This is a genomic window from Pseudoalteromonas sp. N1230-9 (assembly GCF_032716425.1).
GTDB lineage: Bacteria > Pseudomonadota > Gammaproteobacteria > Enterobacterales > Alteromonadaceae > Pseudoalteromonas.
In genome coordinates this window covers 644413-665458 of the sequence record NZ_CP090419.1, presented here as the reverse complement: position 1 = coordinate 665458, position 21046 = coordinate 644413, and the positions used below count along the sequence as shown (strand labels likewise).

Sequence of the window (21046 nt, the reverse complement as noted above, 5' to 3'; positions counted from 1 at the left end):
GAACAATAAATTAATGTGACCAATGAATGTGCTTAATCTTCCATTCACCATTTTGTTTTTCCAGCACCATCGTTTCCATGCCTTGATAATCGCGTTCAACACCTTTATGAGTACCTGTAGTTTGACTGCGCGACGCAGAGATAGCGGTATTTCCAAGTATCGTCACTTGATGTTCAAGTGTGTCGCTCTTCATCGCTGCTAAATACTTCATATCCGACAACATATGATGATGAGCATATTCATCAGCGCTCCTTTCAACGCGGCCTCCCTCGAAAATGGTGACATCATCCGCTAACTGCGCTCTAGCCTGTTTTTGATTGCCAGTTTCAAGTGCTTGATGAAATGCCAAAACAACTTTTGCGGCTGGGGTATCTATACCTTTAAACAAACCTTTGTCTTTGTTCTTATCACCATGAGCGTTTGCTGCGAAACTAAACGTCATTAATAAAACGAGTAATATATTTATTGTTTTCATTTTCATTCTCTCTTTTAGGTTTTAATTTGCAGGGCCAACAACACTAGTAAGCCCAGCCGTTACAGATAAAATGGCAAAAGCTACTACCATTTCTATCGAGATAGATTTAGATAAAGCCTCTCTGCCTTGACTATTTTTAAGTTGTGGAACGAGTATTAGTTTATGTTTAGCAGCAAGTGCCAAAATAGACACTACAAGGGCCAATTTAAACAACAGTGTTTGTCCGTAACTTGAGCTTATTAGTGCATCAAGACTTCCGACCAATTGAATCACGAGCCAGAGGCCTGCTACCAACAATAGGCTCAATGTAAAACTTGCTTGTTTGCCAAAGCTTTCCATCAGCAAATGAAGTTCTGCATAACTTAGCTGATGGCAAGCCTGTTTTAGTGGCAATAACGCCCCAAACCACCATGCCATAACGAGCACATGCAAAATAAGCAAGCCTTTTTCAATTGTGCCTAACTCAGAAATATGACCCAGTAACGTGAATGAGTATGCAAGGATTAATAAACTCAACATTAAAGCGCTTTGTTTTAAGTACGAGTTCACAGCGAGTTTGAACCTTAAAGCTAAAGCGATTATTGCGGTAACTAGCCCAAGCGCTCGAAGCAAAGCTCCAGTGCCGACAGAGGAGTCCCACATAATAGCCAATATATCAGCGTCTATCGCCCCCTGAATTCCCTCTTCTGCCATTGCACCAGTACTGGCAAAGAACCAAGTAATATTAGCGATCAAAGCCATAACTATATAAGTTCTTGTCCACGTTAAATTCGCTATTACAGCATTACTATGAGATTCATTATGCTCAAAAATTTGTCTGAAAAATGTATAGCCGGCAATACAGGCAAAGCCGACGTAAAATACAATTTTTGACAGTACAATGACTGTATTCCAGATATACATTTCCATATCAATCACACAGCCTTACTAATGAACCATAAAGCCGAAGCTATCTTTCATTTTATGTCCATCTTTACCTAAATAGGTCACATCAACGATATAGTTTGTTGGAGCTAATTTAGGTAGTTCCCATGAAAACTCTCTGGAAGCTTCTTTTGATGGTTTAAAGTCAAATTTAATATTTTCACCTTTTTTATTTTTCAACGTAACTTTAACTACACGTACCTCTTTGCTAAATCCCAATGTCAATTTTTCTGGAGTATTCATTAGCATTGCATTATCAGCAGGCACGCTTTTTTCAAGATGCACATGTGCAAATACTGCACTACTAAAAACAACACTGATTATGGTTAAAAGTTTAATTAATGTTTTCATATATACCTCTATTTATTTAATGGATTAACGACTAAATTTATCTTTGAAAATTTGATTACTTGGAATCCCAGCATCTGTAATTATTTTTTCCACTTCACTCATCATTGCTTCTGGACCGCACAAGTAAAACTCAGCCAAATGCAGTTCTGCTTTTTGGTTCATATACGGCAGAAGTACTTTTTGAACATAGCCTGAGTGCCCTTGCCATTCTTCTGAAGGATTAGAAAGAGTAGGAATATAAGAGAAGTTTTTATGCTTCTCACTCAGTGACTTCAATTCATTATGGTATAGCAAGTCATCTTCAGTTCGCGCACCATAGATAAGAGTCAAACCACTTTTATCTTTATGCTTTTTCAACTGTTCAAAAATAATAGACCTCAGTGGTGCAAGTCCTGAACCCGCACCTATAAACACGCGACTAACTTTTTTATTTGAAGTGGCATAAAAATCAGAAAAAGGGCCTCTTGCAGTTATCGTTTCACCTACTTGGAGTGAACCTAAATAACTTGAACCTATTCCTGCTTTAAAACCATTCTTTGCGGTCTGCCAACGGATATTAAACATTAACTCATCAGACTCCTCGTCAAAGTTAACTAATGAGTAGTGGCGAGTTACACCGTTATGAGAAAATTTTCCATGATAGTAGCTATCCCAGTATTTTTCATAGCACTCTGGCATATCATCTGGACGTAAGCTATTCATCCCTGCTGGCACATCAAATTGCATATATGCACCAGCTTTAAATGCCAACTGTTTGCCTGATTTCAGCTTAAATTTCACTTCCTTGATAAAAGGAGTAATGAAATTAGTCGCAACCACAACTAGCTCATGATTTTCAATATTGCGATCAGTATTAACTTCAATCGAACTAATTTCAGAGAACCTATGCTGACATCCAAGCCGATAACCTTCCTTAAGTTGCTCCTGAGATAAATGTTCCTGTTCAGATAGTGTGATAGGTAATTTAGTTGAACTTAAGAACACGCATTTGCCACAAGTACCGCCACCACCGCAACCTGAAGGAAGGTATACATGTGAACTAGCTAGCCCTTCTAATACAGTTGAGCGACCAACTGCTGAGATGTCAGTAATAGTATTTTCATTGGAAAACGTCACTGCCACTTTTTGCCTGTTAGTGCCCCAACCTAGCTTCAGTAAACCACTTCTATACTGTTGTATCAGCCAAGTAACACCAGTAATTGAAAGGAATAGCGTTGCAAAAGCAAATGCAATGATCAACCAATGGTTAAATCCTCCAGAATTGCCATAGTCCATAAAGTGAAGCTTCATCATCAGATCTTTCAATCTGAAATCATCATTGGCATGGCGAAGTACTTGACCTGTAATACTATCTAAATAAATAGTTGTATTGTTCTCATCCTCAACGGCAACTTGCCACATAGGATTTTGCTGCCTTACGTGATCAGAAAACGGAGGTTGAGATAACACTGGAGTAGTTAACTTACCCTGTCCTGAGTAGGAGTTTTTTGCCAAAGTTAGTACTTGTTCTTCAGACAAATTAAATGGCTTTCCTGTTACAGCATCAAATAGCTTTGAGTGGCGCTCTTGATAGCTATGCTGCCCCTTATCGAACACAAAATGATAGTAAGGCTGATGTAAAACCCATATAAGGTTTACTTCCTGCGGAGCATTACTAGTAATGTCTTTAATAGGGAATAGGTCAAAGCCTGTAATGCTACCTTCATGATGAGAATGAACTCTAAGTTCATTACCACTGGCTTTACTGTGATCCATCAAATTGAAGTAAAGGCCCGTTCCCAACCAAATAAGCAGTTGTAAACCAACAAATAAAGAAAGCCACTTGTGTATCGTTGTATTTAACTTAAATAGTCGCATCAAATGACTCTCTTTTTATTTGGGGAAAGCACTCGGTAATAAGTCAATACTGCGCCAGTAATTGCTCCCATTAGACCTAGAGTTGCGACCAAGAACAAAAACCAGTTTGATACGTTTTCTCCATCATAGTAATCCATAATGTGGAACCGCCACATCCAATCAAACAATCGCCAGTAATCATGACGCTTGGCAACAAGTGATCCTGTTTGTTGACTTATATAAAATGTCGGTGTGGAGAATTGCTCAAACGTCACTCTCCAAACAGGTAAATGCCTTGGGGACAACTCAGCAGGCAAGTTTGTCGCTGACTTAATCAACCTTATGCTGTCGATTTGATGATTCAGCGCATAATGGTATTGTGCGATTTCTTTAGCCTTGGTTTCATCTACAAGGGCCTGAACAGCTCCAGTTTTAGCATCTATTGCTACTTTTCCATTTTCTCCATTAATAAAAGAATACAAAGGACGGCCCATACTTTGAGTAAGTGTAACTTGGCTAGCTTTAGGATAATCCGCAGCTAGCTTTACAATGGAGTAATCCATACTTGCTAAATCTATTTTGGCTTCCTCACTCTTAGCCAAGGTTTCGCCGTGTATATAGTGAATATCCATAGTCACCATATACACGCCTGTAATAGACCAGAAGAGGAATTGTATTCCGACAAATGCCATTAGCCATTTGTGATATTTTCTAGCCGTGCTAAGCATTATTCTCAGGCTCCACGTTAGAAAGCTCTTTGTTAAAGGCATTTACTTCAGGCTTTTTAATGATTGAGTAAATTGCAGGGAGTACAATAAGCGTGAGCAGCACAGCACTTGTCATTCCGCCTACCATAGGAGCAGCAATGCGGCTCATGACCTCAGAACCTGTACCAGTACCATATAAAATAGGCATTAAACCTATAATGATTGTAGCTACCGTCATCATTACTGGACGAACTCGTAAGCCAGCACCGTGCAATAATGCATCTTGATATGCATCATCTGAGATGAGTTCTGCTCGCTCCACCGCTTTTTCCTTAAGCTCAGCAAGTGCTTGATTAAGATAAACCAGCATTATCACGCCAATCTCAACCGCAACACCAGCTAGAGCGATAAAGCCCACACCAACAGCTACTGAGAAATTAAACCCTTCTAGATACATCAACCATAACCCACCGATCATTGCCATCGGCAAGGTAACGATAATGATAGCCACTTCACTAAACGCTCTGAAATTCAGGTAAAGCAGAATAACAATAATGGCGAGTGTTAAAGGCAATACATAGGTGAGCTTTTCTTTCGCTCTTTCCATATATTCGTATTGTCCAGCCCAAGTAATTGAATAGCCTGCTGGTAATGTCAGGTTATTTGCTAAGTGTTCTTTAGCATTTTCAACATAAGTACCTACATCAACGCTATCAATATCAATGAAAGTCCAACCATTGATTCTGGCATTCTCACTTTTAATACCCGGTGGGCCATTCTCTATTCGAATATCAGCAACATCACCTAGTGCAATGCGTTGACCACTTGGTGTTACAACAGGTAATCGTGCTAGCTGCTCAGGAGAATCTCGATAATCTTGCGGATAGCGCAGATTAACAGGGTAACGCTCTTGACCTTCTATCGTTTGTGTCACATTCATACCGCCAATCGCAGTAGAAACTACTTGTTGGACATCTTCGATATTTAACCCAAAGCGACTTGATTTATCTCGTGAAATATCAACCTTGATATATCGTCCACCTGCAACTCGTTCAGAGTAAACTGACGCTGTGCCTGTCACTTCTGGCAAGAGTTGTTCTATTTGTTGGCCGATATCCTGAATTACATCAAGTTCTGGTCCGGCGACTTTAATACCGACAGGCGTTTTTATACCTGTAGCTAACATGTCAATGCGGGTCTTGATTGGCATGACCCAAGCATTGGTTAAGCCCGGAAATTTAACCAACTTATCAAACTCAGCTTTTAACGACTCAGTTGTCACGCCTTCTCGCCACTCCTCCCGTGGCTTCAATTGAATAAAGGTTTCAATCATGGTTAGAGGCGCAGGGTCAGTTGCGGTTTCAGCTCGTCCTACTTTACCAAATACATTTTCAACTTCTGGCACAGTGCGAATAAGCTTGTCCGTTTGCTGCAATAACTCTCTTGCTTTACCGATTGAAATGCCGGGATATGTAGTAGGCATATACATAAGGTCGCCTTCATCCAATGGCGGAATGAATTCACTACCAATTTTATCGACAGGCCAAAAACCAACGATAGTCACTAATACTGCTGCGACTATTGTCGATTTTGGAAACCTCATGACTCGCTTTAAAACAGGCATGTAGATAGCAATCAATAATCGGTTTAACGGGTTTTTCTTTTCAGAGACGACTTTGCCTCGAATAAAGTAGCCCATCAAAACAGGAACCAATGTTATTGCCAAGCCTGCTGATGCAGCCATTGCATAGGTTTTTGTATAGGCGAGCGGTGAAAACATTCTTCCTTCTTGCGCTTCTAAGATAAACACAGGTAAGAATGAGACTGTTATGATCAGCAAGCTAAAAAATAATGCAGGGCCTACCTCACTCGCAGCCTTAGCTACAATTTGCCAACGGTTTTCATCTGTTAGTGGTGTTTTCTCCATATGTTTATGCATATTTTCAATCATCACTATTGCACCATCAGTCATCGCACCAATAGCAATAGCGATACCGCCTAAAGACATAATATTGGCATTGATGCCTTGCATATACATGATGATGAATGACACCAATATACCTAATGGTAGAGTAACAACTGCCACAATTGATGAGCGAAGATGAAATAGGAAAGCAACACAGACAATAGCAACGACTGCAAGCTCCTCTAGCAACTTGCTCCAAAGGTTATCAACAGCACGATCTATTAACTTCGATCTGTCATAGACAGGGACAACCTCCACCCCCTCTGGTAAAGAAGATTTGAGCGACTCAAGCTTTTCTTTTACCCCATTTATGGTTTGTTGAGCGTTTTCACCAAAGCGCATAACGACAACACCACCAACAACTTCGCCTTCGCCATTAAGTTCTGCGATACCACGGCGCATTTGAGGACCAAGGTTAACGTTGGCAACATCACCAATACGCAACGGCGTGCCTTGCTCGTTAATGCCAAGTGGAATTTTTTCGATGTCCGCAACTGATTGAATATATCCCGTAGCAGTAACCATATATTCAGCTTCAGCCATTTCCACAACGGATGCGCCAGTTTCTTTGTTCCCTTTTTGTAAGGCTATTTGTATTAAACTTAGAGGAATATCGTAAGCTCTCAATTTGTCAGGATCTACTTGCACTTGATACTGCTTAACCATACCACCAACGGCGGCAACTTCGGACACGCCCGGAACAGTTTGTAGTTCATACTTTAAGAACCAGTCTTGAATGCTTCTTAATTGGCTTAGATCATGGTTTCCAGACTTATCTGTTAAAGCGTAAATGTATACCCAACCCACACCTGTTGCATCAGGTCCTAATTGAGGTTTTGCCGAATCAGGCAGGCTTGATGCTACTTGGCTTAAGTATTCAAGTACTCTGCTTCTAGCCCAATACAAATCAGTATCATCATCAAAAATGATATAGACGTAGGAATCACCAAAAAATGAGTAACCACGAACAGTTTGCGCTCCCGGTACTGACAACATCGCTGTAGTAAGGGGAAACGTCACTTGATCTTGCACTACTTGTGGTGCCTGTCCCGGATAGCTCGTCTTAATTATCACCTGCACATCAGAAAGATCTGGGAGTGCATCTACTGGCGTTTTTTGTAATGAGTACAAACCACCAAACGCGACAATTAAGGTAATCAACAAAACAAAGAAACGATTGCCGATAGACCATCTAATAATTGATTCAATCATTATTTTTCTCCCACTTAATGATTAGAATGATCAACAGCAGCTTTATTTTCCTTGCCGTGTTGTTCATCTGATTCAAGAGAGATTTCAGTGATAACTAAGTCATCTCTAACCTCAAAAGTGAAAGTGACATTATCACCAACATTGAAATCAACTATTTCTATATTGTCCGCGACGATAAAATCCATCGTCGCAGCAGGTCTATCCCATTTCTCTATTGGCCCTCGGCTAATATTCAATGTTCGCATATCAATGTTAATGTCATTAATTAAACCTGATACTGTTGCTGATGATACTTCTTCACTCATATCAGCAGGCTCACTCATGATATGAATTCCAGTAACTTCATATCCACCGTCTTCGGTTTTGCTCACTTCAAAGTGCAAAGATTGCCCAGACTTTAATGAGTCAATATCGACTTTTTCAGCCACAGTAAAATCCATAACCATCTCAGGCCAGTCCCAAGCTTCAGCAGGGCCATGCGAAATATTAACCATACGGTGTCCTGCCATAACACTATTAACATCACCTTGCATCCAAACAGAGTTAGGCACTTCATCATGAGTCATTCGTTTAAAGTCAGAGCTTTTACTTGATTCAGAATCAATCAAGAACTGAGCTGATGTCACCACAACGTCATCTTCATTTAAGCCGTCTAATATTTCGATGCTGTCGATATCAACCCGGCCAATCGTCACTTCGATAGACTTAAATTGCCCATCCCCCAACGCAAGTACAACTCTGTCTTGTTTACCTGTGCGAATGACGGCTTCTTTAGGTACGAGTATCGTGCTATCAGCTTGATTAGCGTGAATAGAGACTTGTGCAAACATGTTTGGTTTTAGCTGGTAATCTGTGTTGTCGAATTTCAATCGCACTCTAAGAGTACGAGTTTTACTGTTCAACGTTGGATAGACATAATCAACAACACCAGCCCAGTCCTCACCCGGTAAATAATCCAGAGTCATTGATACTGGCAATCCTTCTTTAATCAAAGCCGCATCACGTTCAAACACTTCTGCTTCAACCCAAACTTGATCTAACTGACCAATGCTTAATAAGGTGTTTCCCGGTTTTACATAAAAACCTTCCCTAATCTTCAAACCATCAACAACACCTGCTTGTGGTGAGTAAAAAGTGATTGTTTGCTGAACCTTTCGTGTCTTTTCTAGCTTTTGAACAAAGTCTGCTGAAAGCTGTAACGCTTTAAGGCGATCTTTGGCTGCTGAAATTAAAGAACTATTATTGCGTTTTAACGCTATCAACAGCTCTTCTTGCGCGTTAACTAACTGAGGAGAATAAAGCGTGTAAAGAGGTTGCCCTTTCTCTACAGGATTACCTGCTGCTTTGACGTAGAGCTTTTCAATCCAACCATCAACACGAGGATGGATGTGAATTAGCTTATCTTCATCATATTGAACGTAACCTACGGTTGAGATTTCAGTATGCATATTTTTAAGCTCAACAGGAGCAGTGCGAACCCCAAGATTATTCACTACATGAGGCGCGATTTTTACGGCTCCGGGGCCAAAGTCATCACCAGATGATTCTTCCTCATACACAGGAATTAAATCCATACCCATAGGCGACTTACCGGGCTTGTCCCGGCGGTAATTAGAATCCATCGGTGCAACCCAATACAGCGGTTTTTTCTCTGCTGATGTAGCTTCATTGCCATTACCGCTTGAACCTGTACCTTGATATAAACTTAATGCTCCAGCACCTAGTGCTGCCCCAATGATGATGGCGGCTACTAGTTTCAAATTTGGTGTTTTAGTATTCGTTGACATTATTTTTCTCCAAATTGCTGATTGGATAAGTGCTGATTCATTCTGTGTGAAGTTTGCATCGACTTATGTTCAGCATTTGAGTTAGATTGAGAATGCGCAAAGAAATAGTTGATACGAGCAACTGTTTTAAGTGCGTCAACGTCAATTCTTAAGGCTGATATTCTGGCATTTAATTCTGCGATTCTTGCTCGAACAACTTCGGCAAAATCGCCATCATCATTTGTGTAAGCTGTCAATGACGCTTCTGCTTGGTCATGAGTTTGTTTAAGGAGTTGTTCTTGATAGATAGATTGCCTATCAGATAAACGCTTAAGCTGTCTAAGCTCCTTTTCCACCATACTGATCATTTGCTTTGTCAGTAATAGTTTCTCGGTTTTAATAGTCTCTGAATCTGCAATAGAAGCTGCAACTTGCTTATCTTGTCTGTTCTCGGTGAACAAGGGTAAATCAAACGTTACTCCAACAGAAAATAAATCAGCTCGGCTATCACCAGAGGGCATATTGTCACGATAGGCATAACTAGCATTAACACCCCATTGCGGCTCATATTGCTGTTTAGCTAACTCAACTGCTTTTTCTGAAGCTTTGCGTTTTATATCAATTGCAAGTATGGCTGGGTGATTCGAAAGCTCCTGAGCCAATAGATTTCTTGAGTAATTAGATGCTTTTAGGACTGTTGAATTGTTCAAATGAATTGTAGGCAACTTTTTAGAAACCCTAAACTCTAATGGTTGCGTATCAAAGTTGAATGATTCATTCAAGCCAGCAGCATCGTAGATATGAAGCCACTCATTAAGGCGAGCGATTGTTGTTTCTAGTTTCTGCTTTTGCGAAGTTAATCGGTCATCTAACTGCACGATTTCCAATTGAGCACGAATAACATCTTGTTGTCTGGTTTTACCAACAACATTTGAGTAGCTAGCTTTAGTAACTTCCGCCATCTGCTCAAAGAGCGCCCAATCCGCTTCAATCAATTTAATGGTTTGTTGGGCTAAGTAAGCATCTAACCATAACTGTGATACTTGGCTTATCAGTTTAGCCTTACGATCCTCTCGTAGCAGTGGAAATTTCGTTGACTCAATTTTTAATTGCTCTTGTTTAATCTTTAAACTATCACCTCTAGGAAACATTTGAGAAACACCAACCTTTAGTTGAGTCATTCCTTCCTGATCTAAGTCCCAAGTATCTGTTGGTAAATTCATTATCCCTAGTGATACTTTGGGGTCAGGCAAAGTACCTGAAGCGATACTTCTATTTTCAACCGCGCTTTGTTTTAACCGACTCCCATGAAGCCAAGGATCATTTTGCTGAGCCAAGGTGATAGCTTGTTCAAGTGACACTACTTTCTCAGCTTGAGCTGAGAATACAGACAAGCCGAGCATTAGCGAAGTTGAAAGTAGAGTAAGGCTTGAAACATTTAATCTCATTAGAATTGCTCCTCATAAGCCTTAACTTCTGCATATACTTTACTCGTTCCATCTTTAAATAAAATTAATACGTTATATGACATAAAGCGGTCGCCGACTTCCATACCCGGAGAGCCAACAGGCATTGCTGGGACAGATAATCCAATCGCATTGGGGTGCTCTTCTGACAAGAACTGCTGAATAAACTTAGCGGGTACATGGCCTTCAAAGGCAAATCCATTTCTACTCACTGCCGTGTGGCATGAACGGTAATTAGGTTTAATACCATACTTAGTTTTGATATTGCCGATGTTTCGGAAATCTTTGGAATGCGCAACGATCCCTTTGTCTTCAATATGAGTTATCCATTTTTTACAACACCCACAAGTAGGGGTTTTATAAACGATTAACTCCAGAGGTGTTACGTCGTTATTGTGTGCATGCTTATGTTCATTGGCGTTTGCAAACGCAGGTGAAAGCAGCATTACAACTGCTATTTTTAAATACTTATTGATCATTTTTGCCCCCAGACATCGCTGGAAAATAGCTATAGCGCTACGACGCTATATTGACTAACAGAAAAATTAATTACATGTGCGCGAAATTTAGACGCACTAATCCTGTATTAGGCAAAAATTGGTGGACGATAAAGGGAAGTGGAAATTGAATGAGGTTGTTTAGATTGCAGAGCAGCTACAGATTCACTCAATATTTGAATATCTGTCGAATCAATACTGGAATTTAGGACTGTCGTAGATGAGCAAGCATTTGCAGGACAAACACATTCAACGTCACAACAATCTTCTGATTGACCATTACTGCTTTTATTCATATCACCATGATCCATGTTCATGTTCATGTTCATGTTCATGTGTGATTCGTGAGAACCTGATGACATTTCGCACGGCATAGCAGAATACGCAAATGCTTGCCCTACAAAGGCAAACAGCATAAGCGTTATTACTAAGACTTTTGAAAATGCTTTAGACATAAAATTCTCATAAAAATATACATTGTCTATGCTAATACAAATTTTCGAATAAGTAAATTGATGTCATGTAAACATTTATGAATATTTGACTAACGTCAATTTTTTCAAAGAGGTAAGTGACAAATAATAATCTCATCAGACTTTTTATCTTCGTTATTCAATGGCTTTTATTTTGAGACTTAAGTTGCTCTCTCATTTCTAAAACTCGATCTACCGAATAAGCTCCCGCCCTCATAACAACCAGTTCAACAAACGAAATATCAATTAACTTATGGTCAGCATCAATCACATAACAACTCTCACTATGTGTGTATATTTCTAACTTATCCTCATCAGCAGATTTGCTAACAACCTTTGAAGTCACGATTTGCTGAAATGGCCGGAACCTGAATGTTTCATCTTCAATAACCACCCCTGATAAAAACTCGCCAAGAAATATTTTTTCAAATTCTTTATAGTCGTAAACAGATACTATGTAGGCATCCTTTAAATATATTCTATCCAACGTATTCCCTTACTAATAACTAGCCGGGAGCATATTTCGCAGCTCTAATAACTTATTAGGAGAATACATACACTCATGCATTAAATTAAACTCAAATGCATTTACATCAAACTCTTTTGGTACAGCATCTAAGATATAAAAGTCAACACCAAAGCACTTACTTTCTTGACCATTGATTTCCAGAACCTTTATCGTGAATAAAGCATCTCCTTCTTTACCATTTTCATTTTCGTCAGCAAATGTGCCGTAAAGCACCCGTTCAACTTTTTCCTCTGTATCAGATTGAATTGAGATAAGTTTTGCGTTGGTTAGTTTTACTCTAGGTCTCATGCTTGAACTCCTTTCATATCTTCTACAGAAAAAGGACGAAAGAAACTTAGATATTTAACCCCATCAACTTTAAGTAAATTGTTGTCAGCATCAAAATGTGACAGAACACTAGATTGATACAACGAAATGTATTTTTCATAATCGATGGTGTTAAAAAAATTGGTATCAACGCGCCTCGCATAAAAAACAAGATCTTGCTGATCGATACGAACAATGAACTTCTGATCGCCATCTAGATTTTTAACACGTAAACACAAATTAGGTTTGTGCCAATCAGATACAAAGGAAGGAATCAGAGGGAAGCCGTATACCAAATAGCGCATACCTTCGATTTTGAAGGTTGTTGGATTGAACTGAGCCTTATTTACTTTGCCGCTACTGAATAATTCAAGTGTCAACACCAGCCAGTGCACATGCTTAGAAAATGTATTTCCTTCAGAAATACAGCCTTCGAACTCACCATTATGGTTTACATGATTGATGTACATGTATTTTTTAATGTCATCCAAGGAAAGCTTTTCAACCGGAAACTTTGAAGCTATGAGCCTGAAATAACAACCATGAACTTTTAAATCTGCATATTGAACTATCAACGGATCATCAAAGGCATCAAAGTATGGTCGCCACTCTAAGCGGAAGTCTGCGCCTGTATTAACAATAAACTTGGCATCTTCAGGTAACCCTAAAACTTGGTATATCAATGAAACTAAATCTAAAGTTTCAATATCTACCAGCATCAGGCTTTCAATACGGTTTGCCATTGACTCAATTTCTTTATGAAGCGATTCAATAATTTCTTGATCATCGTGTTCGTTGATCATTAAATATTTCAGGGAATCGTGCTTTAGAATTGAATCCAGTTTTTTCTGTTCAAATGCTTCAGTGAGGCTATTATGGGTATCAGAAAAATGAGGGCAGTTATAAACACCTCTAGCCCACAGGCCTTGGGCGTAAAGATCAGGAAACTCTAATAACTCAGCAAACTCTTTTGCTTGTTTATTGAGTTTATTCTTTAATTGATAAAGTGAGATCATTTAGTTCTCCAAACAACTTTTTAATAAACAATGGCCTACCAACACATTGCTTTATTTATTGTTCAAATAACCAAATTTTTACGGATGCTCCGCTTCACTGTTCACGTTTTCAAGGCGAAAAACATGTGTAGGCGTAGGCTGTCCGTTCAGCCTTCTTATTATAATATCGCCAAAAAACAAAATGACAACTTACGTATTTGTACAACTTTAGGTAGATATTTTGAGTTTGAACTCTGAAAAGCTAAGCCCAAACAAGGATACGACCATCTCTTCATTTATATTGGAGCCGGGAAATTTTTTTTCAAAATTTCCAATAATGCTATCTAGGTGGCTAGCTAATATTTTTACTAAAAATATTTCCGAGTTTGGTGAGAGTGCAGACAGTGCTATCAATGGGTTATCAAAGGATTCAGCTTTTATTTTTACTAGTAAATCGCTGTAACTGTCACAGCCATATAGACAAATAGCTGCCCCTTCTTGGGCTTGTCCAAGGGGAATAGTTAATAATTTAGATAATCGTTTTGCCTGCCTTTTTATATTTACTAGCAGGTCTTCTTTATTAAAAGACATCAATACACCAAAAAACGGCAACGCTAGGCCACGCACCTATGTCACTCAGTTTTTATGTGAATATTTAATCTTTTAGTTCAGAGTAAATCCATTTCGTCCTGTTTTCGTGGGAACGGGCTTCTCTGAAAAGCCACTGCAAAAAGCAGTGGCCATTGTCGCAATATTATAAGGAAATGTGAATGGTAGTTTGATGCCTACATATTCTTTTCAGTGAATTCAGCCAAGCTACTACGCTCTACTTCATCAAAAATCAGCACTGATCCTTTTTCATAATGACGAAACACATTAACAGCCGCACTTGCACCAGAAGAAGCAGGTGTTACAAACTTATCGTCAATCTGGGCTAGGTTGCCCAATACGATTGTCCGACAATTTTTCCCACCACGGCTTAACATGCCCTTGATTTGCGCTCTAGTCATGTTTTGAGCTTCATCAATGATTAAAACAGCATCGTCTATTGAACGGCCACGAAAATAAGCCATGCTAGTAAATTCTATATTGGCTTTTTCAATCACATGCTCGACTGTAGCGTAGACATTTCCTTCATGATTATCATCCGAGTGCATCGAAATTAATGCGTCAGTAATACCTGCCAGAAGAGGCATTGATTTTTCAGTTAAATCCCCCGGTAAGAATCCCGGATCGTCGTCCATAAAGTCTCTGGAGCGCACCACAACGATTTTTTTGTACTTTTTCAACTCCAATACTTGATGCAGCGCCGAAGCAACTGCCAAAAAAGTTTTTCCGGAGCCAGCAGGACCAAGGATGATATTTAAATCATAGTAAGGGTCTGTTAATTGGCTTAAAGCTACCGACTGACGCTGATTTTTAGGCAAAATGCCCCATACTTTTTCTTGTTTACGAGGCAATAGCTTTGTGAATACCTCAGTATCTGTTACTTCTGAAATTCGCCCAATGTGTCCAGCTTCATCGTACCAATACATGTTTGGCTGAACTTCATCATTAAATAGACTTATTGGGAAAGTATAAACTTCTCCTGAAACCTTGAAGTCTTTGTCTGATTTAATTCGATCAAAAAGATCTCCTTTAAAGGCTTGTACCCCTGTGTATAAAAGATCAATATCTGATATTTGATTATCTACGGCAACGTCTTCTGCCATGACCCCTACGGTTCGAGCTTTCAAGCGCATATTAATGTCACGGCTAACAATTATTACGTCTTTATTGAGTTCTTTTTGAAGATATAAAGCATAATTAATTATTCTGTTATCAGCATCACTTCCTATCCCGTGCTTTAACTCCTTAGCCAGATCCAATTGAGTGTCAATTCCAATGAAAAGCTTTCCTCTCTGGGCTGTTTCGGTAGATGGTAAAGGAATACCTATTTCCATTTCCTCGGCTGTATGTCCATTTATAATGTCTTCAAGCATTCTAATGCACATACGGGCATCGGCACTTACCGATTTATTAGTTCTTTCTTTCAGGTTATCAAGCTCTTCAAGGACAGTTAGACAGATGTAAATATCATCTTTGTAGCTAAAAATAGATTTTGGATCATGTACTAATGCAGATGTGTCTAGTACACGAGGATTTCGATTATCAATAGAGCTTTTCATTACGCAGCCTCCCAAAAGATTGAATCGTTGCTAGGCTTTGTGTTGTACTTTTCTTGTAAATTACAAATTTTGAGTAAAGGTTTATTGTTGAGAGACTGCTCAGAGTAGCTAAGGTAATCAATTTTTTTGGAAATTCTTTTTACTTTTTCTACAGGCCAATAAAAACAAGGGGGTAAAAACTTTAAAATATCCCCAATTCGGGGTTGTAAAATCACCACGGCATTTTGAATACTACGACCACGCATAAAGTTCACCGATTTAAATTGCACATTGGCTTTTTCCATAATGTAATTACGACTCGAAATCGGATTTTCATCACCTTTATGTAACACTTCTAGCGTGTCTGTGATAGCAGCCAGCCAAGGTGCCATCTTCTCTTCTTCAGTTCCAGGTAAGAAGCCGATAGATTCGGCAATTTCAGGTGTGTTACGGGTGACTATAACTTTATCATAAATGCCTTTTTCAATAATCATTTCAAGGGCGCTGGCAAGCGCAAGTAGTGTTTTACCACAGCCTGCAGGGCCAGTTAAAATAACCAACTCAATACTTGGGTCAAGTAAGGCATCGAGCGCCATACCTTGATAAACATTTTTTGGTTTTACTCCCCATGCCGTGTGGCTCATCAAGCGCTCAACACTGATATCTTTTAACGTGATTTGTTTATCATCATAACTTTTTACTCGCGCAGCAAAGTGATCGCTACTATCAAGAATGTATTCATTACAAAATACGTCACTGATGGTATTTTTTGCTACATGGTGATAAGTGTCCCGCCCTTGTTGCTCAGTTTCGCACTCTCCTACCTGTTGCCAAAAATCGCCTTCTATCTTTTTATAGCCACTAGTCAGTAAGGCAATGTCATCAATTAGCTGATCTGTTCTGTAATCTTCAACAAATTTAAGCCCTGCCCCTTTGGCTTTTAGTCGCATATTGATGTCTTTTGTAACAAGCACCACCTTGCTGTCACTGTGCTGTTTTTGTAGATGCACCGCACAATTGATAATACGGTGATCATTTTCGTTACCTGGTAAACCAGAAATACTGTCTGCAAATAAGTGGTCGTTAACAATAATGAGTCGACCTCGGGACTGAACTTTCGCTTTTTTATTACTGGGTAACGCCACCCCCTGTAACATTTGCTCTGGGGACGCATCTTTTAACACTTCATCTAAACCACGAATAGCAACACGAGCATCACGGCTGACATCATGTTTTCTATCTTTAATGTGGTCGAGCTCTTCTAATACTGTCATGGGGATAACAACATCATGTTCTTGGAAAGATAAATAAGCGAGGGGTTCGTGGAGTAATACATTGGTATCGAGCACATACATTTTACTATCAAGGTTCGAAGCTTTTTCCATAGCACTTTCCTTACGTTTTATGATTTTTATGCTATACCCAAGTAACTAAACAAACGGGAATTGAACCTGTTATTTATTTGTTAGGTATATACTCAGTTTAGTCTATTTGTAGCAAAAGTCCTTTTTATGACAGCTAAAATTACAATTATTTAAGTGATTAAAATACATACAAATTCTATCCAAAAAAATGACTTTAAATGATTGACTAAATTTAATTGTATAAGGCGAGTTTACTGCCTTGAAGTACCAAGACGATACAGGTAACATAGCCGCCTTTTTTCTTCATAGATGAGACATATATGAATTTTTCCTTAGGTCAACGTTGGATCAGTGATACAGAGTCAGATTTAGGATTAGGCACCGTTGTTGCCCTTGAAGGCCGTCAGGTCAGCATTTTATTTCCTGCCAGTGGAGAAAACCGTGTTTACTCTTTAACTGAAGCGCCTGTTACTCGTGTCGCATTCAATCCAGGTGATACTATTCGCAGCGTTGAAGAATGGGAACTTGAAGTTGAGTCTGTTGAAGAACAAGGTGATTTATTGTGCTACCACGGTATTCGCACTGATAACGGTGAGAAAGCACAATTAAAAGAAACCTTTTTAGATCACTTTATCAAATTTAATAAACCACAAGACCGTTTATTTGCCGGTCAAGTGGACCGCTTTGATCGTTACACTCTTCGCTACCAAACTTGGCAACACCAGTTTGAGCGCCAACAATCACCGCTTAAGGGCTTAATTGGTCAGCGTGCCAATCTTATTCCTCACCAGCTGTATATTGCCCAAGAAGTGGGTAAGCGCTTCGCACCCCGTGTATTACTTTCAGATGAAGTTGGCCTTGGTAAAACCATTGAAGCGGGCATGATTTTACATCAGCAAATCATTACAGGTCGCGCAAGCAGAGTGTTAATTGTCGTGCCTGAAAACTTACAGCATCAATGGCTTGTTGAAATGCTACGTCGTTTTAACCTACGCTTTTCTATTTTTGATGAAGAACGCTGTGACGAAGCATTTGCAGACTCGCCAAACGTATTTGAAACCGAACAGTTAGTACTTACTAGCCTTGAGTTTTTAAGCAAGAAAAAGCGCTGGTTTGAACAAGCTACACTGGCTGACTGGGACTTACTGGTCGTTGATGAAGCTCATCACCTAAGTATTAATAATGGTAAACCAAGCACTGAATACCAACGTATGGCAGAGTTGAGCCAAGACATTCCGGGGCTTATTTTACTAACAGCGACACCCGATCAACTTGGTCACCGCAGTCACTTTGCACGTTTGCAATTACTCGATCCTGATCGTTTCTACGACTACGATGCGTTTGTTGAAGAAGAAAGTAACTACAAAGATGTTGCCGAAGCAGCCAACCAACTCCTTGCTGAAAAGGGCTTGGTTGATGCATCACGTAACGCGTTAAAAGCACTCTTAAAAGAAACAGACATCAGCGAATTACTTGCAAGTGCAGAGCAAGGTGATGAAGCTGCCCGTAACGAAATTTTATCAATGCTATTAGACCGTCACGGCACGGGACGTATTTTATTTAGAAATAGCCGTAGTGGCATCGATGGCTACCCTAGCCGTAAACTTCATGCTTACCCTATGGCAATGCCAAAGCAATATAAAACAGCCATCTCAGTTTTGGGCAATATGGGAGGTATTCAAAACGCAGAACTAACTGCTTTGCGTGCACTGTTTCCTGAAAAGATTTTCCAAGAGTTTGAAGGCGAAAATGCCAGCTGGGGGGCATTTGACCCTCGTGTTGATTGGCTAATCGAGACATTAAAAACACTTAAGCACGAAAAAGTCTTACTTATCTGTGCTAAAGCTGAAACGGCTATTAGCCTTGAACAAATTTTGCGTGAGCGTGAAGCAATCAAAGCGTCTGTTTTCCATGAAGGAATGTCAATCGTTGAGCGTGACCGTGCGGCAGCATTCTTTGCCGATGAGTACGACAGCGCGCAAATTCTGCTGTGTTCTGAAATTGGTTCAGAGGGGCGTAACTTCCAGTTCTCGCACCACTTAGTATTATTTGATTTACCTCTAAACCCTGATTTGTTAGAGCAACGTATCGGTCGTCTTGACCGTATTGGTCAAACCCAAGACGTAAACATTCATGTGCCGTATTTCGAGAATACCGCACAAGAAGTTCTATTACGTTGGTACAACGAAGGCCTTGATGCGTTTGAAACAACCTCAACAACAGGCCAAATGCTGTATAAAGAGTTTGGTGAAGAATTACTTGAGTTTGTTGGCTCTCATAATTGTGACGAAGAAGAGCTTGAGCCACTTCTAGAACAAGTTGCTAAGCAAAATGCTCAGCTGCGAAAACAAATGGAAAGTGGTCGTGACCGCTTATTAGAGCTGCATTCAAGTGGTCAAGGGCGTGCGGAGAGCCTAGTTGCTGACATTGAAGAACTAGACGATCAATTCACGTTGCCAAGCTACATGATTAATGTGTTCGACACCTTCGGCGTCAGCCAAGAAGACAAAGGTGAAAACACCATTATCTTAAAACCAACAGAGCACATGCTAAACCCATCTTTCCCATGTCTGAAAGATGATGGCATTACAGTGACGTTTGACCGCAGCACGTCGCTTTCGCAAGAAGACGCGCATTTCATCAGCTGGGATCACCCTATGGTGCAAGGCAGCTTAGATATGATTTGTGATGATGACTTTGGTACAGCGTCTGTTGCACTACTGAAAAATAAAAAGTTACCAGCCGGTACCTTCTTTGTTGAGCTTATTTTCATTGCTGAAGCTATGGCACCTAAAGCACTACAAGTGGGGCGTTTTTTACCACCTACACCTATTCGTATTTTGCTGGACAAAGGCAGTAATAACCTAGCTGACAATGTTGCCTTTGACGCGTTTAACCAGCAACTATCAGCCGTGGGCCGTCAAACAGCAAGTAAGTTAGCCAGTGCTTTACAAAGTGCCATTCATCCAATGATCACCAGCGCACAAGGCATGGCACAAACAAAACTTGAGGCACTACGTGCTGAGTCGTTAGAGAAAATGCAAACAGCACTTGCTGAGGAACAATCGCGCTTAGCCGCTCTTAAGCAAATCAATCCGAATATTCGTGATGAAGAGCTTAACTTTTTTGATAAACAGCGCAGTGAACTGACGACTTATATTGAAAAAGCCCAAGTTAAATTGGATGCAATTCGTTTGATTGTGGTTTCGCACTAAGCTTTAGGCTGACAATCATAAACGCGGTGTGCTTTCACATCGCGTTTTTTATGAACGTGGAGTTACCTTCCGAAGCACTGCCATCAACATTTGTGTAACTCTCTCAGCTCCTTTAAAATAGCGCTCTAGAAAATCATCGAGGCTGGCTGTGTTACTCAATTATAATCCCCCAATGACACCTTATTTAAGTATTGTTTATCAAGACGATGACTTGCTTATTGTGAATAAACCAAGCGGCTTACTCACTGTACCAGGGAAAGATCCAAAACACGCCGACTGCCTAATTGCACGGGTTAATCGCGTATTTCCAACAGCAAAAATTGTACACCGCTTAGATATGGCAACCTCGGGAATTATTTGCTTAGCAATGCACAAAGAAGCGCATCGTAACTTAAGCATGCAATTTCAAGATAGAAAAACCGCTAAACGCTATATTGCACGCGTGTTTGGTAAACTCGAACAACAAACTGGCTCAGTGGATTTACCACTTATTTGTGACTGGCCTAACCGTCCAAAGCAAATGGTTGACCATGACAATGGCAAACCTTCACTAACCCACTTTAAAGTGCTTGAGCATGAAGACAATGCAACTCGCGTAGAGCTCACCCCTATTACTGGTCGCTCACATCAATTACGTGTTCACATGCTGTCTTTAGGTCATCCTATTTTAGGGGATAGACTGTACGCCCACCCAGCAGCATTAGCGATGGCGCCAAGGCTGCAACTGCATGCAGAAATGCTCAGCTTGGCTCACCCTGTCAGTGGTAAAGAAATGGTTTTTGAAGCCACGCCTGAGTTTTAACAATAATATTGCTAA

18 protein-coding genes are annotated in these 21046 nt (G+C 40.0%); 2 read left to right on the top strand and 16 right to left on the bottom strand.

Translation table 11 applies throughout. From position 1 onward, the window contains the following. Nucleotides 1-10 precede the first annotated feature (10 nt). The 16 genes from LY624_RS03170 to LY624_RS03095 form a co-directional block, all read right to left on the bottom strand. Nucleotides 11-481, bottom strand: a complete 471-nt coding sequence (locus LY624_RS03170) for a YybH family protein (RefSeq protein WP_008467847.1) — start codon at nt 479-481, stop codon at nt 11-13. 15 nt (nt 482-496) lie between these two features. Continuing rightward, nucleotides 497-1384 (bottom strand): copper resistance D family protein, encoded by an 888-nt coding sequence (locus tag LY624_RS03165; protein WP_045979603.1) that lies wholly within the window; start codon nt 1382-1384, stop codon nt 497-499. Between the two features lie 18 nt (nt 1385-1402). After that, nucleotides 1403-1750 carry a copper resistance CopC family protein gene (locus tag LY624_RS03160; protein ID WP_016708251.1) on the bottom strand — a complete coding sequence of 116 codons (348 nt, stop codon included), beginning with the start codon at nt 1748-1750 and terminating at the stop codon, nt 1403-1405. 24 nt (nt 1751-1774) lie between these two features. After that, on the bottom strand, nt 1775-3607 hold the full coding sequence (locus LY624_RS03155) for a 2Fe-2S iron-sulfur cluster-binding protein (protein WP_045979604.1): 1833 nt from the start codon (nt 3605-3607) through the stop codon (nt 1775-1777). Beyond that, a complete protein-coding gene (locus tag LY624_RS03150) occupies nt 3607-4218 on the bottom strand; it encodes a PepSY domain-containing protein (RefSeq protein WP_226899251.1) in 612 nt (203 codons plus the stop codon). Before LY624_RS03150 ends, LY624_RS03155 begins: the two co-directional genes overlap by 1 nt. Before the next feature lie 88 nt (nt 4219-4306). Next, nucleotides 4307-7471, bottom strand: coding sequence for an efflux RND transporter permease subunit (locus LY624_RS03145; RefSeq protein ID WP_341803863.1), 3165 nt, complete (start codon nt 7469-7471; stop codon nt 4307-4309). 14 nt (nt 7472-7485) lie between these two features. Beyond that, the gene (locus tag LY624_RS03140; protein ID WP_138625324.1) at nt 7486-9258 is read right to left on the bottom strand and encodes an efflux RND transporter periplasmic adaptor subunit; all 1773 of its coding nucleotides are present in this window, start codon (nt 9256-9258) and stop codon (nt 7486-7488) included. Beyond that, on the bottom strand, nt 9258-10685 hold the full coding sequence (locus LY624_RS03135) for a TolC family protein (RefSeq protein WP_075594015.1): 1428 nt from the start codon (nt 10683-10685) through the stop codon (nt 9258-9260). Before LY624_RS03135 ends, LY624_RS03140 begins: the two co-directional genes overlap by 1 nt. Further along, nucleotides 10685-11182, bottom strand: a complete 498-nt coding sequence (locus tag LY624_RS03130) for a DUF411 domain-containing protein (protein WP_016708256.1) — start codon at nt 11180-11182, stop codon at nt 10685-10687. The genes LY624_RS03135 and LY624_RS03130 overlap by 1 nt, the downstream gene beginning before the upstream one ends. A 107-nt stretch (nt 11183-11289) precedes the next feature. Further along, a complete protein-coding gene (locus tag LY624_RS03125) occupies nt 11290-11655 on the bottom strand; it encodes a hypothetical protein (protein WP_235403999.1) in 366 nt (121 codons plus the stop codon). Between the two features lie 157 nt (nt 11656-11812). Next, the gene (locus LY624_RS03120) at nt 11813-12160 is read right to left on the bottom strand and encodes a hypothetical protein (protein ID WP_135923575.1); all 348 of its coding nucleotides are present in this window, start codon (nt 12158-12160) and stop codon (nt 11813-11815) included. A gap of 12 nt (nt 12161-12172) precedes the next feature. After that, nucleotides 12173-12490 (bottom strand): hypothetical protein, encoded by a 318-nt coding sequence (locus LY624_RS03115; RefSeq protein ID WP_135923574.1) that lies wholly within the window; start codon nt 12488-12490, stop codon nt 12173-12175. Continuing rightward, nucleotides 12487-13524 carry a hypothetical protein gene (locus tag LY624_RS03110; RefSeq protein WP_135923573.1) on the bottom strand — a complete coding sequence of 346 codons (1038 nt, stop codon included), beginning with the start codon at nt 13522-13524 and terminating at the stop codon, nt 12487-12489. Before LY624_RS03110 ends, LY624_RS03115 begins: the two co-directional genes overlap by 4 nt. 207 nt (nt 13525-13731) lie before the next feature. Then, entirely contained in the window at nt 13732-14094 is a 363-nt protein-coding gene (locus LY624_RS03105; RefSeq protein WP_076920056.1) for a hypothetical protein, read from the bottom strand. 194 nt (nt 14095-14288) lie between these two features. Further along, nucleotides 14289-15671, bottom strand: a complete 1383-nt coding sequence (locus LY624_RS03100) for a PhoH family protein (RefSeq protein WP_062566157.1) — start codon at nt 15669-15671, stop codon at nt 14289-14291. Then, a complete protein-coding gene (locus tag LY624_RS03095) occupies nt 15671-17035 on the bottom strand; it encodes a PhoH family protein (protein ID WP_341803862.1) in 1365 nt (454 codons plus the stop codon). Before LY624_RS03095 ends, LY624_RS03100 begins: the two co-directional genes overlap by 1 nt. A gap of 299 nt (nt 17036-17334) precedes the next feature. On the opposite strand from LY624_RS03095, the gene rapA reads away from it, so the two are divergent. Then, a complete protein-coding gene (rapA, locus tag LY624_RS03090; protein WP_237120153.1) occupies nt 17335-20229 on the top strand; it encodes an RNA polymerase-associated protein RapA in 2895 nt (964 codons plus the stop codon). A 148-nt stretch (nt 20230-20377) separates the two neighbouring features. Further along, nucleotides 20378-21031, top strand: coding sequence for a bifunctional tRNA pseudouridine(32) synthase/23S rRNA pseudouridine(746) synthase RluA (gene rluA / locus LY624_RS03085; RefSeq protein WP_130150737.1), 654 nt, complete (start codon nt 20378-20380; stop codon nt 21029-21031). Nucleotides 21032-21046: the final 15 nt, after the last annotated feature.